This is a genomic window from Williamsia sp. 1135 (genome assembly GCF_002095395.1).
Taxonomy (GTDB): Bacteria; Actinomycetota; Actinomycetes; order Mycobacteriales; family Mycobacteriaceae; genus Williamsia.
In genome coordinates this window covers 42,637-57,699 of record NZ_MJEI01000100.1, presented here as the reverse complement: position 1 = coordinate 57,699, position 15,063 = coordinate 42,637, and the positions used below count along the sequence as shown (strand labels likewise).

Sequence of the window (15,063 nt, the reverse complement as noted above, 5' to 3'; positions counted from 1 at the left end):
GACACACTACCGGCCAGGTCCACCGGGCATCCGGCTCGAACCACACTCACCGTCGATCTCCCGCTGCCGTCTGGACACCGGGAATAACTCGGCGTATATCTGGCTTTTATAAAGCATAGTCAGCCAACAGGAGGCAGTCATGGGTGAGATAGTCGACGCGGTCATCGTCGGAGCAGTGCGCACTCCGATAGGTAAGGGAAAACCGGGTGGTGGACTCAATGGGGTCCACCCTGTGGACATGTTGGCCCACAGCCTGAAGGCGCTCGTGGAACAGACGGGTATCGATCCCGTGCTGGTCGACGACGTGATCACCGGCAATGTCACTCAGGCCGATGAACAGGGTCAGAACATCAGCCGCAATGCGGTACTGGCCGCGGGCTTCCCCGAGTCGGTGCCTGCGACCACGGTGAATCGTCAGTGTGGATCGAGCCAGCAGGCAATTTCGTTCGCTGCCCAGGCCGTGATGTCCGGCGTCCAGGACGTCGTGATCGCTGCGGGTGTCGAGTCGATGAGCCGGGTTCCGATGATGTCGGATGTCCGCCCGGGCGCCAACCCGTTCGGCGAGGCGCTGCTGCAGCGCTATCCCGAGGGCTTCATCCCACAGGGTTACAGCGCCGAGCTGATCGCAGCCGATTGGGGATTCTCCCGCACCGAACTGGACGAGTTCGCCATCTCGAGCCACGACAGGGCGACAGCGGCGACCAAGGCGGGCCGGTTCGACAACGAGATCGTGCCGCTGGCGGGTCTGACCTCCGACGAGATGATCCGTCCGGGCGGGACCATCGAGAAGCTGGCCGCCCTCAAGCCGGCCTTCTACAACCCGGCGATGAAGGAGCGGTTCCCGCAGATCGATTGGCGGATCACCGCAGCGAACTCGAGTCCGCTCTCCGACGGCAGTGCCGCCGTGCTGATCACGAGCAGCGCAAAGGCCAAGGAACTCGGCCTCAAGCCGCTCGCCCGGCTGCACAGCTTCTCTGTCGTGGGCTCCGACCCGATCTACATGCTGACCGGCGTCATCCCGGCGACCCAGAAGGTGCTCGCCCGGGCAGGTCTGTCGATCTCCGACATCGATCTGTTCGAGGTCAACGAGGCCTTCTCCCCCGTCGTGCTGGCCTGGGCCAAGGACACCGGCGCTGATCTGGCGAAAACGAACGTCAACGGCGGCGCCATCGCACTGGGCCATCCGCTCGGGGCGAGTGGAGCACGCATCATGACCACCCTGGTCAACGCGCTGGAACAGACCGGCGGACGCTACGGTCTGCAGACGATGTGTGAGGCAGGCGGTCTCGCCAACGCCACCATCATCGAGCGGCTGTAATTTTCGCCGCAAACGCGCCGGTTATACGAAGACGATCCGCCTACAGGTGGATCGTCTTCGTATAGGTGGATCATCTAACGCGTCAGTTCGTATTCCCCCACGTCGTCGATCATTGCGCGCAGGATGGCACCGCAACCTGTTGCCAACGCCTCCTGTGGACAACTCAGCGACCTGTGCACAACGCCAGACGCGCCGCTTGTCCGTAGACGATCCGTGTGTAGGCGGATCGTCTACGGACAATCGGCGCGTTTGTGAAACTGGGGGCGACTAGGCTGGCGCGGTGGCGGATGAACTGGTGTTGGCAGTCGACCTCGGTGGCACGAAAGTGGAAGCCGCGCTGGTCGACCCGGACGGAATGGTGCTTGCCACTTCGCGAAACCGGGCGCCGACGGGCGGTGACTCCTCGCCCGCCGACCTGGACGCCGCTGTCCTCCAGGTGGTCGACCACGCACTGAACCACGCCCCCGCGAGTGCGTCGATCGTCGGTGCCGGGATCGCGGCGGCCGGGCCGGTCGATGAACGGGCGGGAACACTCTCCCCCATCAACATCCCGCAGTGGCGCGACTATCCGTTGCGAACATTGATCACGGAGCATGTCCGAGACACCCTCGGCGACATACCTGTTCAGTTCCATCGCGACGGCGTGGCCATCGTGCTGGCTGCCCACTGGCTGGGTAACGCAGCCGGGACCAGCAACTTACTGGGGATGGTGATCTCCACCGGCATCGGCGGCGGTTTCATCTCCGGCGGCCGGGTCCTCGCAGGCAATTCCGGGCACATCGGTCAGATCCAGGTATCCGGCTTCACGGGCGAACTCAGCATCGGCAGCCGAACCACCCTCGAATCCGTTGCCTCCGGCCCACATACCGTGGCCTGGGCGAATGAGCAGGGGTGGACCGGGCACACCGGCGAAGACCTCGCCCGGTCCTATCGGAACGGTGATCCGATCGCACGCCGCGCGGTCGTCCGGGTGTCAGAGGCCGTCGGGCAGGCGATCTGCAGCGCCTGCGCGTTGGTCGAGACCGACGTGGTTGCCATCGGCGGCGGATTCTCCCAGGTAGCATCAGATCTGGTCCCGATGATCGCGCAGGTCGTCGGCAGCCACCCTCTCGAGTACGTTGCGCGAGTGCATGTCATAGATGCCGGACTACCGGAGACCGCGCCGCTCACCGGCGCGGCCGCCCTGGTCTACCGACGTGATCTGGTGGGTCTACAACCCTGACCCCGATCAGGCCGGCACGCCTTCCCCGACCTGCGACGTGGACGACTCGGGCTGCCGAGAACGTGTGCGTGACAACAGGTTGTCGAGTGCAAGCAGTCCCGGCCCGGTGAAGACCAACAGGAAGAGTGCCCAGCAGAACAGCACCAGGGAGTCTCCGTCGTTGTCGATGGGAAGCAGCCCATCCGGCTGATGCTTCCAGAAGTACGCCACCGCCATGGATCCCGAGGACAGGAAGGCCGCCGCCCTGGTGCCCAGGCCCACCATCAGCAACGCGCCGCACACGAGCTGGATCGCGCCTGCGATGCCGCCGGGCCACTCCCAGAAGGTGCTGGTCTGTCCACCGTAGGGCGCGACCGGCCAACCGATGAGAGTGGACGAGCCATGACAGAAGACCAGAAATCCGACGACAATTCGAAAGGCAGTCAACACAATTGGCGTGAGCCGCGACTCATTTGTTTGTTTCACCGACGAAGTATGGCATGCCTAACCTTACTCATAGAGGACACTTTGGCGTGCGCTGGATCACTCCGCCGCTTTCAGCGTCAGCGTAAGTCGCCCAGAGCATTCCAGGTTTCGCGCTGTACGCCGACCCCGAGAAGGTCTTTCTGCGTCAACACCACCTCGGTGGCACCCGCGTCGAAATAGCGCTTGACACCGGCACGAACGTGCGCCGCGGACCCGACGAGCGCGAGGTCGGCGGCTTCGCGTGCTCCTTCGAGTTCGATCACCCGCCGGTACGAGGGGATGGTGTTGTACAACCCCATCGAGGCGTGCGCCGCCTCGCGCCCCGCCTCGACGTCGTCGGTCACCACTGCCGCAACGAATGCGATGACCCGCACCGGCGAGCGTCCGGCCGCCTCCGCGGCCGCGTTGACCGCAGGAACGATGTGGCGCTCGAGTGTTGCGGGGCCGGCCAGGAACGGCAGGATTCCGTCGGCGAGCTCGCCGCTCACCGCTAACGCCTTCGGCCCCATGGCCGCGACAAGTATGGGCAGGTCCGTGCCGGCGCCGGGAACCACCGCAGGAAAGGGTGGTGCAACAGTCAGCAATTCGCCGTGATGGTCCGCGGTCCCGGTCGTGACCAGGGCGCGCGCGGAGGTGAGGAATTCGCGCAACAGGGCGACCGGCCGCGAGAACGGGACCCCGAAAGCGCGCTCGGTCAGTGCGCTTCCGAGAGCCAGGCCCAGCTGAAACCGTCCGTGCGTGGCGGCCTGGACGGTCTGAGCCTGGCCGATCACCAGCGACGGATGTCTGGCGAAGATCGGGACGGCCGACGTCCCCACCTGCAGTTCGGGGACCTCGCGCCCGATGATCCCGGCCAGGGTGATCGCGTCGTAGTCGAAGCGCTGCCCGAGCCAAGCGGAGGTCAGACCGGCGCTCACCGCCTCGCGGGCGAGTGCGACGACCCCGTCCACCGCGTTTCCGTCACCCGGCGTACTGAGAGCCACTCCAAGAGTCATGTCTGGGCCAACGCCGCCGCCACGCATCGCCATTCCGATCGGACGACCAAGGCCCACGGTGATTTTATCGAGCGGGGGCCATCAGCCCGCCAGCGACCGACTGATCACGAGCCGCTGAATCTGGTTGGTGCCTTCGAAGATCTGGGTGATCTTCGCTTCGCGCATGAGCCGCTCGACCCGGAAGTCCTTGGTGTAGCCGTAGCCACCGAAGACCTGGACCGCGTCAGTGGTGACCTTCATCGCGGCGTCGGTGGCGACCAGCTTCGCCACCGATGCATTGCGGGAGTACGGCAGGCCGGCATCACGGCGTCGCGCGGCGTCGAGGTATGTCGCCCGCGCCGAGTCGACGGCAGCGGCCATGTCCGCGAGGAGGAATCCCAGCCCCTGGTGATCGATGATCTTCTTGCCGAACGTCTTTCGCTCTTTGGCGTAGGCCACCGCTTCGTCGAGTGCGGCCTGCGCGATACCGACCGCCACCGCAGCGATGCCCAGGCGTCCGGAATCGAGCGCGCTGAAGGCGATCTGCAGTCCCTGACCATCTGCGCCGATACGACGCTCCTCGGGTATGAACGCACCGTCGTAGTGCGCGGAGGTCGTCGGGACCGCGGCCAAGCCCATCTTCTCTTCCGGCTTGCCGAAGGTCAGGCCTTCGGTGTCACCGGGAACCAGGAAACAGGAAATGCCTTTGGATCCTTCACCGGTGCGCGCGAAGAGGTTGTAGAAGTCTGCGACGCCGCCGTGGGTGATCCAGGCCTTGGCTCCGGTCACCCGGTACCCACCGTCGGTGGCCTCGGCTTTGCAGTTCAGGGCCGCGGCGTCGGAACCGGCCTGCGGCTCCGACAGGCTGTACGCACCGATCTTCTCGCCACCGAGCATCTCCGGAAGCCAGCGCTGCTTCTGCTCGTCGGTGCCGAACATCATCAGCGGATGGCACGAGAGGCTGTGCACACTCACCGCCACCGCCACTGCGGCCCAGCGCGCGGCGAGCTCTTCGAGGACCTGCAGGTACACCTCATACGGCTGACCGCCGCCGCCCCATTCCTCGGGATACGGGAGGCTCAGCAGCCCGGTCTGACCGAGCACCGCGAAGGCCTCATCCGGGTACTTCTCGGCCTTCTCGTACTCGTCGACGATGGGCGCCAGCGTCTTGTCGGCGACATCGCTCGCCAGTTGCACCAGGTCACGGGCTTCTTCGGTGGGTAGCAGCCGGTTGACGGACATCGCGATCTCCCTCGGTCATCACCGCGCGACAGTACTGGCACGCGAGTTTCAGTACTCATAATAGTACTGGATGACGTCCAGCAGTACTATTGAGCCATGGTCCCGACTACCGCCCCAGGAGTTCATGCCACTGCGCGCCGGGCCGAATTGTTCGACTCGCTCGTCCAGCTCTTCCTGTCCGAGGGTTTCGCGCACCTCACTCTCGACGAGATCGCCGCCCGGCTGCGTTGCTCGAAATCGACCCTCTACACCCTGGCGGGCAGCAAAGGAGATCTCGTCCAGGCGGTCACCGTGCACTTCTTTCGGGCGGCGACTTCCGAAGTCGAAGGGGCGGTGGCCACCGCAGATGGAACCCGCGCCCGGCTCACGGCGTATCTGACGGCGGTCGGGGCCGCCCTGGCCCCGGCATCGGAACAGTTCATGGACGACCTTGCCGCCTATCCGCCGGCCCGAGATGTGTACGAGCACAACACCCGGGCCGCGGCCGAGCGGGTACGCGACCTCATCATCGAGGGCGCTGCGGCCGGTGACGTCCGCGACCTCCACGCCGCTTTCGTCGCCGACGTCGCCGCCTCGGTCATGGTGCGCATCCAGCAGCGCAGCATCAAAGATGCTGTAGGACTCGACGACTCACGGGCCTACCTCGAACTCGCAGAGCTGCTGACCACGGGGATCGGACCACTACCGGCGAACTCGTGACGAGCGACCGTCAAAGCTGCCAGCACCACACCGCACACCACCCCGACCGCGGTGTCGGCCACTCGGTCGACCGCGATGTCGGCGGTCAGGCCGGCGCCGAGTCCGGTGAGCAGCAGCGCCATCGGGGTCACCGCCAGGGAACACAGCGCGTAGTTGACGGTGGCCAGGACCTCGGCGGCAACCTGCAGCACCACGATGAGCGCCACGGCACCCCAGTAGCCCAGCGGCAACGCCAGCAACGCGATCGCCACCACCGCGCCACCGACGTTCCCGAGCAGCCGCTGCACTCCACGGTGCACGGTGGCGTGATAATCAACGCCCTGCAGACTCGCGAGCGCACCCATGGCAGCCCACATCGGGTGTTGCAGGCCGGCGGCCACCGCGATGGTGGCCGCGATCGCGCAGGCAGCAACAATTCGCGTCGACCGCATGAGCAGACGGCGATTGAAGACCCTCCGCAGATCAGCGAGGACATTCACGCGTTCGGCGATCCGGTGCCGGTCGTCGCCGCGGAGCGCGTCCCTTGCCCACGGGGCGAGCGAGGCCGCGATCCCCACAAACGCCCCGATGACCGCAGCAACAACGAGACGTCCGACGTCGCCAGCCGTCGTCGCGAACCCGGCCGCCCCCGCTGCGGCGAAGATCAGCACCACCGCTCCCGGCCCCATCAGCCGCAACGCTGGCACGAGCAGTGCGGCCAACCCGGCGGCCAGTGACATCGCGACAACCTGCACGACGATCGACGATCCTGACGCCCCCAGGATGGCCCCGAATCCGACATAGAGCACCACTGCAGCACCGACGACCAGCAACCTCGGCAGCCGCACCCGATATGGATCCGCCCGGCAAAATGCCGAGGTCAGCGACCCCAGTGCGGCGAATCCGGCGAGGTCCCGGTGACCGAGGAGACCACCCACGACGAGGACGAGACCGACCGCAACACCCACGCGAACCGCGGGCGCGATCGCAGTATTGCCGCGGTTCAAGGTCACCGCGGCGCTCCACCAGGTGCGCGGCGAGCAGAGATGACGCAACGCAGAACCGCTCCGGCGGGCCTGTTGGGACAGGACATCGGTCGTGGACACCAAGGAATTGGACACCGAGGAATTGGACACCGGGGTATTTTATCACTATTTTACTAGTGAACTAAATATCCCGGTGACGTTACGATGAGCCGGTGACGTCAGACAGCGCGCCGAACGACATCGTCGAACGGATCGGACGCGAGTGGGCAGAGGCCTACCCCGACCTCGACACGACGCCCGTCGAGGTCCTCGGCCGCATCAACCGCATCGCCTCTGCACTGACGCACTCCCTCGACCGCGACCTCGAGGCGCATTCCATCGGCCGGTCGGAGTTCGACGTGCTCGGCGCCCTCGCCAGGGCGCAGCGGCCACTTCGGGCCAGCGAGGTGGTCTCGACGACGATGCTCAGCGGCGCCTCGATCACCAAACTGACCGAACGCCTGTCGGAGATCGGCCTGGTGCGCAGACGCAGATCGGACCGGGACGGTCGAGTGGTGCTGCTCGAGCTGACCGAAGCCGGCCGCGATCTCGTCGACACCCAGTTTCCCCGCCGACTCGCCCGCGACACCAAGATCCTCGAGTCATTGAGCCCACAGGAGCGGGTGGCATTGATCACGTTGCTGCGCAAGGTATCGCAGGCGCTACCCGAGTAGGTCAGCTCCAGCAGCTGTGAGCCCAGAGGGCGGCGAACTCCGTGATGCACGGCGTCCCATAGGGGTTCGCCGAATTATAAACTGATACTATATTCAGATTCATCTCGCCATGCGAGGGTACCGACACCCTCATCTGCGACGTTGAACTGGCAACACCGGCGGCGCGAGGGTACTGAGGTCGTGGCCGATCGAACCCGAGATGAACGAGGTCAAGTCGATGGCGATGCGGGCCAAGGGGCAGCGTACCGAAGCCGCCCTGCAAGACGCAGCACGTGAGGTCTTCGCGACCAAAGGCTATTTCCGAGCGAAGATCTCGGACATCACCGAGGCCGCGGGACGCTCGGCGGGATCGTTCTACAACTACTACGACAGCAAAGAGCAACTCCTCGAATCGTTGCTGGACCTGTTCTCGGCCGAGGTTCTCGCCCTCAGTGTGCAGGCGAAAACCGCCGATCCCTACGCCACCATCCGGACCGCGGTCGCCGCCTACTTCGCCGCGTATCGCAAATACCTGCCGGAACTCGTTGGCGTCTTCCACTTGTCGATGACCGACGAAGCGTTCGCCCGGCGCTGGCGCGAAAACCGGGCGGTGGGCTTCCGCAGCATCATCTCCGGTATCGCGCAACTCGAAAAGGCCGGCCACAAGGTCGATCTGAACCACGACGCTCTGGCGTCAGCGCTGATCTCGATGCTCGATTCCTACTGCTGGACGTCGATGGTGGCCGGCGGCGAGTTGGCAGGCGATCGGATCGATGACGAAACGGCCATCGAGACCATCGCCAACATCTGGTACCGAGCGGTCTTCGCAGCCAAACCGTGATGTCCCGCCCCCCGATAATGTGGCCTTTTGGCGAACAAAACCCCTGTTCAGCACCGCCAAAAGGGCACATCATCGGGTCAGGGCAGTCGATCGAGGAACGGTCGCTGGGCCTTGTTGAGTTTGACCTGCGCGATCTCGACGTCGAACCAGGCGACCCGGTCGACCTCCGGAAAAGCCTTCATCGTGCCCGATTTGGGTGGCCACTCCATGTCGAAGGTGTTGCCCCCACGGGGCCACGGTCACCGCGTTCACCGCGATCTCGATGGTACCGCGTTTGTGCCAGGTCACCATGACCCGAAAGTCGAAGGCATGCGGGTTTCTCAGCGGCGCACCGTTCGCGGTGAACATTCTCGCGGCCGACCAGGTGGACATCGCGATGCATTTCGCGGGCCGCCCAGGCGAGCCCGGTCCGGTCTGGGCGGACGGACCCACCGCTCCCGTCCTGTGCGGGGCGGCCGCCACGCTGTCCTGCACGTCCTGGGCAGAGTACGACGGCGGTGATCATCTCATCTTCATCGGCGAGATCGTCGATGCCGAAACCACCGACAAGAAGCCGCTGCTGTACTACCGCAGCGCTTTTCACGACCTCGGACCGACATCGGCCAGCTCGGCATGGCTGGGTTCGATGGACGACCCACATCGCGGATGGTTCGACGCCGACACCAGCTTCGTTCCCCTACATCTCAATTCGGCTCACCTGAGCCCAACCCCTCGATAAAGGAGACATCATGACCACCGTCGAAGACCGCGAGAGCGCGCCGCTGCAGGTCGATCCCATGCAGGTGAACCCGGCCGCCGACCACCCGGCCAACAACACCAAGAACTTTGCGCCGCGTCCGATGACGGGTGATGAGTACATCGAGTCGCTGCGTGACGATCGCGAGATCTGGCTCCACGGCGAACGCGTCAAAGACGTCACCACCCATGTGGCATTCCGCAACCCCATCCGGATGACCGCACGTTTGTACGACTCCATGCACACCGGCCCCGACGTCGACAAGGTGACCGTTCCCACCGACACCGGCAACGGCGGCGTGACCATGCCGTTCTTCAAGGCCTCGACCAGTTCGGCCGACCTCATCAAAGAGCGCGACGCCATTGCGACCTGGGCCCGCAAGACCTATGGCTGGATGGGACGTTCACCCGACTACAAGGCCAGCTTCCTCGGCACCCTGCACGCGAACAAAGAGCTGTATTCACCCTTCCAGGCCAACGCCGAGCGGTGGTACCGCGAGTCGCAGGAGAAGGTCCTGTATTGGAACCACGCGATCATCAATCCGCCGGTCGACCGTCAGTTGCCGCCCGACGAGGTCGGCGACGTGTTCATGAAGGTGGAGAAGGAAACCGACGCAGGCCTCATCGTCTCCGGCGCCAAGGTCGTCGCGACCGGGTCCGCAATCACCAACTACAACTTCATCGCACACTACGGCCTGCCCATCAAGAAGAAGCAGTTCGCGCTGATCTGCACCGTGCCGATGGATGCGCCAGGCGTGAAACTGATCTGCCGGTCGTCGTACACGCAGAACGCCGCGGTGATGGGCTCGCCCTTCGACTACCCGCTGTCGAGTCGGATGGACGAGAACGACACCATCTTCATCTTCGACAAAGTGCTGGTTCCGTGGGAAAACGTCTTCATGTACGGCGACGTCGAGAAGATCAACGCGTTCTTCCCACAGTCGGGGTTTCTGCCGCGCTTCACCTTCCAGGGTTGCACCCGCCTGGCCGTCAAACTCGACTTCATCGCGGGCTTGCTGATGAAGGCCCTCGACGCCACCGGATCCGGCGGCTTCCGTGGCGTGCAGACCAGAGTCGGTGAGGTCATCGGCTGGCGCAACCTGTTCTGGACCCTCACCGACGCGATGGCCCACAACCCCGAACCGTGGATCGGCGACACCGTCATCCCCAGGCTCGAATACGGCCTCACCTACCGGATGTTCATGATGCAGGGCTACCCACGCATCAAGGAGATCATCGAACAGGATGTCGCCTCGGGTTTGATCTATCTGCCCTCGAGTTCCGCCGACTTCAACAGCCCTGACGTTCGGCCCTACCTCGACAAGTACGTCCGCGGCTCGGACGGTATCACCGCAGTTGATCGCGTCAAAGTGATGAAAGCGCTGTGGGATTCGATCGGCTCGGAATTCGGAGGACGCCACGAGCTGTACGAACGGAACTACTCGGGCAACCACGAGAACGTCAAGGCCGAACTGCTGTTCGCAGCTCAGAATCGTGGCGGCGTGGATCAGATGAAGGGTCTCGCCGAACAGTGCCTGGCCGAGTACGACCTCGACGGCTGGACCGTTCCCGACCTCATCGGCAACGACGACGTCAGCTACTTCGGCAACAAGTAGCCGTTTGCGCCTGAGGGCGGGGCCACGGGCCTCGCCCTCAGGGGCGTACGGAACTACCATCGACAGCATGGTTTCGCTCGCGGATCGATTCGAAGATCAACGCGGACGGCTGCTGGCGGTGGCCTATCGCATCACCGGCAGTCTCGCCGACGCCGAGGACGCGGTGCAGGAGTCATGGATTCGATTGTCCGACAGCGATAACGAAAAAATTGACGACCTGGGCGCATGGCTGTCGACGGTCGTTGGCCGGATCTGCCTGGATCGGCTGAAGTCTGCCGCCGCACGTCGCGAGCGCTATGTGGGCCAGTGGCTTCCGGAGCCGATCGTGACGCCGTTCACCCTCGAGTCCGGCGACCCCTTGCAGTCCGTGATCACCACCGAAGACAGCCGGTATGCGGCAATGGTTGTTCTGGAAACCCTCAGCCCGGCAATGAGAGTGGCCTTTGTCATGCATGACGGGTTCGCTGTGCCGTTCGCCGAGGTCGCGGAGATCTTGGGCATCGAAGTGCCCGCCGCTCGACAGCTCGCATCCCGTGCCCGGCGGATCGTCGCGGCCGCACCGGCCCCGGTACCGGACTCCGAACAAGCCGAGGCCATCGGCCACCTCGTCGCGGCGTTGCTGTCCGGTGACATGGATGCTGTTGTCGCAGCCCTTGATCCCGAGGCGATGATCGTCGGCGACGCGAACCGCACTGCGCCGACCGCCGTCAAACCGATCCGCGGCGCTGTCGGTGTCGCGCGCTTCCTGTTCGGTCTGGTGCGGCGGTACGACGGTGCCGACACCCTGACCGATCAGATCCCGGTCCGGATCAACGGCGAACTCGGGTCGTACAGCAGCGGGTGCGAGGCCCTCGGTGACCGCCGGGCCTCACCTCCCCGCGCCATCAGCTACGTCGTCAAAGACGGTCGCGTGGCAGCCATCTAAGACATCGCTGATCCGGCCAAACTCGCTGCGATACAGCCTGATCAGCTCGTCGAGTCCACCTCATCAGCCCACGGCACCCGACAGGAGTCGGTCGAGAAGCCCTGATCGGTGATGCCCAGTGCCGCGTTGACGCGGGCGCGCTGGTTCTCCAGCCCGATCTGATAGGTGAGCTCGATGACACCTTTGTTGCCGAACCGCCGCTGCAGGTCAGCGACCTGCTCGTCCGACACAGTCATCGGCGTCGCGGTCATCGCATCCGCGTAGGCGATCACGGCGCGTTCGTCGTCGCTGTAGAGCGGCGAGGTCGCGTAGTCGGCGATGTGCTCGAGTCGATCCACATCGAGATCATCAAGACGCTGCAACATGGCCCCGAAGTCGACGCACCACGAGCAACCGACGGTCCACGCCACCCGGTACACCGCGATTTCCCGGATGTTCGCGGGCAACGCCGTCGACGCCTTCTCGACCGCGGTCTCGCTGACCCCGAACGCCATCAACAAGCCGGGGTGATGCGCGTACACCGCCATCGGTTCAGGCACCGAACCGAATCTGCGCGCGGCATATCGATAGGTTCCCCTGACCATGAAGCCGGCCTGACCTGGAGTTACTGCCGGAATCCGTGCCACTGTGTGCTCCTCCCTGTGCCGACGCCGGGTGCGCCGCTACCAGGGAGACGAGACAGCTCGTCGAAACGTGACAGCCGATACCGCCGTTGGCTCAGCTGACCGGCAGGTCCACCCAGTCCGGAGCCCAGACGCGTTCGTAGTGGTAGGGGTCGAACGTCCCGTTGCGGTCGCGGAACGACTGACCGGTACCCGGCCACAGCAGTGTGAGCCGGCGGCTGAGCGGATCGAGATACCAACTGCTGCACCCGCTTAGCCAGACCGTCGAGGCACTACGCTCGTCGATCTCGCGGGTGTAGGCCTGTTCGGCCGCTGCCATCACCTCGAGGGCGATCGGACCACCCGCGGTCAGGTGATCCATCGCACCGAGCACGTAGTCGATCTGCGTCTCGATCATGAAGATCGCCGAGTTGTGGCCGAGCGCGGCGTTTGGTCCGTCCAGTACGAACATGTTCGGATAGCCACTGACGGCGGTCGACGCGTACGACACCATGCCCGCCTGCCAGTGCTCCAACAGACGCTCCCCGCCGACACCCACGATCCTGGTGGCGAACTCCGGGCGCGCGGCCTCGAATCCCGTTGCCAACACGACCGTGTCCAGTTCATACGAGTTCCCGCTGGCGGCGACGGCCCGCGATCCATCGAACTTCGCCAGCGCCGACGGCTCGAGCGTGACGTGCGGTCTGGTCATGGTCGGGAAGAACTCGTCGCTGAGCAGTATTCGTTTGCAACCGATTTCGTAGTGCGGAGTGAGGTCGGCGCGCAGACCGGGGTCGCTCACCTGCGAGTGGAGATGACCGAGCGCGCGGTCGCGGATCTCGTCGATGGCAGGGTGCAGACCGCGTCTCTGAGCGAACGCCTTGTCGGCTTCTTCGAACAGCTCGGCCCGCAACTGATCCGCATTAGCTTTGACGCGCAGATGTTCTCGCTCGGCTGGGCTGTATTCCCGATCACCGCGTGGGACGACGTAGGGCGCCGAACGCGAGAAGACCACCAACTCCCCTGCTCGCCGGGCGAGTTCGGGGACCAGCTGGACCGCTGAGGCACCGGTCCCCACCACCCCGACGCGGGCGCCGTCGATCGGCGCCTGGCTGTCCCATTGGGCGGTGTGAAAGACCTTGCCCGGGAACGACTGGGCGCCGTCGAACTCTGGCACCATGGGGTTCGCCAGGCGCCCGACAGCGACGACCAGCACCCGCGCGCGCAACTCGCCGGCGGTGCTCGAGACCGACCAGCAGAGTTCGTCGGGCAACCAGCGGGTCTCGGTGACGTCGACGTTCAGGTGCAGGTGGGGACGAATTCCCTCGTCGGTGGCTGCCTGCTCGAGATAGTCGTGGATCGCGGCGCCTTCGGCGAACAGAGAATCCCAATCCCCTGGTGGCCGGAACGAGTACGAGTACACATGCGCGGGCACGTCACAGGAGACGCCGGGATACCTGTTGTCACGCCAGGTGCCGCCGACGGAGTCGCCACGTTCGAGAACCACAAAGCTCTCGCTTCCGCGCCTGGCGGTACGGATGGCCATACCCAGTCCGGCGAACCCGGCGCCGACGATCGCGACGTCGACGTACTCGGGCAACGGCCCGCTCACGCGAACACTTTCTGGAGCACGGTCTGTCGCTCGTCGGGGGCGGTCTCGTACAGAGTGGTGCGCTGACGTGTTGTCCGACCCAGCGCCGCGGCCAGCTCACCTACATGCGCGGGCACCAGTTGCCGCCCACTCTCGGGACCGGCGTCCGGCCTCAGGCTGCCGTCGATCAGGACGCCTCCGACGTCGTCGGCGCCGCCGCGGAGCACGGCGTCCAGCGCGACGTCATCGAGTTTGGTCCACGCGGCCTGCAAGTGATCGATGGCGCCGACGGTCAGCAGCCGAGCCACCGCATGCAGGGCCCGCGTCTCGTCCAACGAGGGTCCTCGCACCGCCTGGGCCCGCAGCTGCGGCGGCGCGTTCACGGGGAGCAGCGGCATCAGGATCAGTTCGGTGAAACCACCGGTCTGCCGTTGGATGTCGACGAGTAGTTGCAGGTGCGCGATCTGCTGCGCGGGACTTTCGACATGGCCGTAGAGCATCGTCGCGGTCGATCGGAGACCGACGTCATGCGCGGTGGTGATGGTCTCGACCCATTCCGCCACCGACAGTCCACCCGGGGACAAGACTTCTCGCACTTCGTCGTCGAGCACCTGCGCGGCGGTACCCGGCACCGTCCCGACACCGGCGTCGCGTGCTGCCTCCAGGAATCCGCGGGGCGTGACGCCGAGCCTGCTCGCCGCGTCTCGGACCTCGGGCACCCGGTAGGCATGCACGTGCAGAGCGGGGGCGACGGCTCGGATTCTCCTGATCAACCCGAGGTAGGCATCTGCCGACTCGGTCTGCGGTACCGGACCCTGCATACAGATCTCGGTCGCACCCAACGTCCAGGCCTCAGCGACGAGATCCTCGAGCGACGCCTCTGCGCCCGACCCGATCACCGCACCGGTTTCCAGGTTGCGGTTGGCCACGAACGTCAGCTCGTCGCCAACCACATCGCGACGTGCAGAATCTGCGATGGCGCAGAGTTCGTCCAGCTCGGCGCCCTGAGCACCCAGCAGGATGGCCCACTGCCCATCGTCCAGCGAAGACGGATCGGCCACGAGCGAGCGCAGCACCGGCGCCACCTGATTCCCGGGTAGCCGACTGTCTTCGGCCCAGGAACTTCGCAACGTCATCCCACGACTCTAGATCGAGCCGCGCGCGGCCTTCGTCCAA

General features: G+C 65.1%; 15 protein-coding genes and 1 pseudogene. 8 read left to right on the top strand and 8 right to left on the bottom strand.

Going from position 1 to position 15,063, the window contains the following annotated elements; all coding sequences use genetic code 11:
• Positions 1 to 139: 139 nt before the first annotated feature.
• Entirely contained in the window at positions 140 to 1,318 is a 1,179-nt protein-coding gene (locus BFL43_RS19030) for an acetyl-CoA C-acyltransferase (RefSeq protein ID WP_084894053.1), read from the top strand.
• A gap of 280 nt (positions 1,319 to 1,598) precedes the next feature.
• Entirely contained in the window at positions 1,599 to 2,540 is a 942-nt protein-coding gene (locus BFL43_RS19025) for an ROK family protein (RefSeq protein ID WP_084894052.1), read from the top strand.
• A 6-nt stretch (positions 2,541 to 2,546) separates the two neighbouring features.
• Here the strand turns inward: BFL43_RS19025 and BFL43_RS19020 are convergent, their stop codons facing one another.
• The 3 genes from BFL43_RS19020 to BFL43_RS19010 form a co-directional block, all read right to left on the bottom strand.
• Complete coding sequence (locus BFL43_RS19020; protein WP_143695411.1) at positions 2,547 to 3,005, bottom strand: DoxX family protein; 459 nt, start codon at positions 3,003 to 3,005, stop codon at positions 2,547 to 2,549.
• Between the two features lie 77 nt (positions 3,006 to 3,082).
• Positions 3,083 to 4,000 (bottom strand): TIGR03564 family F420-dependent LLM class oxidoreductase, encoded by a 918-nt coding sequence (locus BFL43_RS19015; protein WP_084894051.1) that lies wholly within the window; start codon positions 3,998 to 4,000, stop codon positions 3,083 to 3,085.
• An 81-nt stretch (positions 4,001 to 4,081) separates the two neighbouring features.
• Positions 4,082 to 5,221 (bottom strand): acyl-CoA dehydrogenase family protein, encoded by a 1,140-nt coding sequence (locus tag BFL43_RS19010; protein ID WP_084894050.1) that lies wholly within the window; start codon positions 5,219 to 5,221, stop codon positions 4,082 to 4,084.
• A 96-nt stretch (positions 5,222 to 5,317) separates the two neighbouring features.
• Here BFL43_RS19010 and BFL43_RS19005 point away from each other — a divergent pair, with 96 nt between their 5' ends.
• The gene (locus tag BFL43_RS19005; protein WP_084894049.1) at positions 5,318 to 5,920 is read left to right on the top strand and encodes a TetR/AcrR family transcriptional regulator; all 603 of its coding nucleotides are present in this window, start codon (positions 5,318 to 5,320) and stop codon (positions 5,918 to 5,920) included.
• Here the strand turns inward: BFL43_RS19005 and BFL43_RS19000 are convergent.
• Positions 5,860 to 7,035 (bottom strand): FUSC family protein, encoded by a 1,176-nt coding sequence (locus tag BFL43_RS19000; protein ID WP_240498355.1) that lies wholly within the window; start codon positions 7,033 to 7,035, stop codon positions 5,860 to 5,862. The two genes, BFL43_RS19005 and BFL43_RS19000, sit on opposite strands and share 61 nt — an antisense overlap.
• A 62-nt stretch (positions 7,036 to 7,097) precedes the next feature.
• Between BFL43_RS19000 and BFL43_RS18995 the strand changes: the two genes are divergently transcribed.
• A complete protein-coding gene (locus BFL43_RS18995; RefSeq protein ID WP_084894048.1) occupies positions 7,098 to 7,598 on the top strand; it encodes a MarR family winged helix-turn-helix transcriptional regulator in 501 nt (166 codons plus the stop codon).
• 199 nt (positions 7,599 to 7,797) lie between these two features.
• The gene (locus BFL43_RS18990) at positions 7,798 to 8,418 is read left to right on the top strand and encodes a TetR/AcrR family transcriptional regulator (protein ID WP_240498354.1); all 621 of its coding nucleotides are present in this window, start codon (positions 7,798 to 7,800) and stop codon (positions 8,416 to 8,418) included.
• Between the two features lie 77 nt (positions 8,419 to 8,495).
• On the opposite strand, the gene BFL43_RS29565 is transcribed toward BFL43_RS18990, so the two are convergent.
• Positions 8,496 to 8,627, bottom strand: coding sequence for a hypothetical protein (locus BFL43_RS29565; protein WP_346425982.1), 132 nt, complete (start codon positions 8,625 to 8,627; stop codon positions 8,496 to 8,498).
• 14 nt (positions 8,628 to 8,641) lie between these two features.
• On the opposite strand from BFL43_RS29565, the pseudogene BFL43_RS18980 reads away from it, so the two are divergent.
• The 3 genes and pseudogenes from BFL43_RS18980 to sigJ form a co-directional block, all read left to right on the top strand.
• Positions 8,642 to 9,136, top strand: a pseudogene (locus BFL43_RS18980) (flavin reductase family protein); the annotation flags it as partial.
• Between the two features lie 10 nt (positions 9,137 to 9,146).
• On the top strand, positions 9,147 to 10,769 hold the full coding sequence (locus tag BFL43_RS18975) for a 4-hydroxyphenylacetate 3-hydroxylase N-terminal domain-containing protein (protein ID WP_084894046.1): 1,623 nt from the start codon (positions 9,147 to 9,149) through the stop codon (positions 10,767 to 10,769).
• 67 nt (positions 10,770 to 10,836) lie between these two features.
• Positions 10,837 to 11,694: an RNA polymerase sigma factor SigJ gene (gene sigJ, locus BFL43_RS18970; protein ID WP_084894045.1), complete on the top strand. Its 858-nt coding sequence runs from the start codon at positions 10,837 to 10,839 to the stop codon at positions 11,692 to 11,694.
• A gap of 41 nt (positions 11,695 to 11,735) precedes the next feature.
• Here sigJ and BFL43_RS18965 read toward each other — a convergent pair whose 3' ends face one another.
• The 3 genes from BFL43_RS18965 to BFL43_RS18955 all read right to left on the bottom strand — a co-directional run bounded on the left by BFL43_RS18965 (position 11,736) and on the right by BFL43_RS18955 (position 15,023).
• A complete protein-coding gene (locus BFL43_RS18965; RefSeq protein WP_084894044.1) occupies positions 11,736 to 12,320 on the bottom strand; it encodes a carboxymuconolactone decarboxylase family protein in 585 nt (194 codons plus the stop codon).
• Positions 12,321 to 12,411: 91 nt separating this feature from the next.
• Positions 12,412 to 13,908, bottom strand: a complete 1,497-nt coding sequence (locus BFL43_RS18960) for an NAD(P)/FAD-dependent oxidoreductase (protein ID WP_084894043.1) — start codon at positions 13,906 to 13,908, stop codon at positions 12,412 to 12,414.
• Complete coding sequence (locus BFL43_RS18955) at positions 13,905 to 15,023, bottom strand: FO synthase (protein WP_084894042.1); 1,119 nt, start codon at positions 15,021 to 15,023, stop codon at positions 13,905 to 13,907. Before BFL43_RS18955 ends, BFL43_RS18960 begins: the two co-directional genes overlap by 4 nt.
• Between the last annotated feature and the right edge of the window lie 40 nt (positions 15,024 to 15,063).

Coding starts and splice junctions, on each gene's coding strand:
- BFL43_RS18990 (WP_240498354.1), top strand. CDS start 7,798: ATGAACGAGGTCAAGTCGATGGCGATGCGGGCCAAGGGGCAGCGTACC.
- BFL43_RS19015 (WP_084894051.1), bottom strand. CDS start 4,000: ATGACTCTTGGAGTGGCTCTCAGTACGCCGGGTGACGGAAACGCGGTG.
- BFL43_RS18955 (WP_084894042.1), bottom strand. CDS start 15,023: ATGACGTTGCGAAGTTCCTGGGCCGAAGACAGTCGGCTACCCGGGAAT.
- BFL43_RS29565 (WP_346425982.1), bottom strand. CDS start 8,627: ATGGAGTGGCCACCCAAATCGGGCACGATGAAGGCTTTTCCGGAGGTC.
- BFL43_RS19005 (WP_084894049.1), top strand. CDS start 5,318: ATGGTCCCGACTACCGCCCCAGGAGTTCATGCCACTGCGCGCCGGGCC.
- BFL43_RS19030 (WP_084894053.1), top strand. CDS start 140: ATGGGTGAGATAGTCGACGCGGTCATCGTCGGAGCAGTGCGCACTCCG.
- BFL43_RS19010 (WP_084894050.1), bottom strand. CDS start 5,221: ATGTCCGTCAACCGGCTGCTACCCACCGAAGAAGCCCGTGACCTGGTG.
- BFL43_RS18975 (WP_084894046.1), top strand. CDS start 9,147: ATGACCACCGTCGAAGACCGCGAGAGCGCGCCGCTGCAGGTCGATCCC.
- sigJ (WP_084894045.1), top strand. CDS start 10,837: ATGGTTTCGCTCGCGGATCGATTCGAAGATCAACGCGGACGGCTGCTG.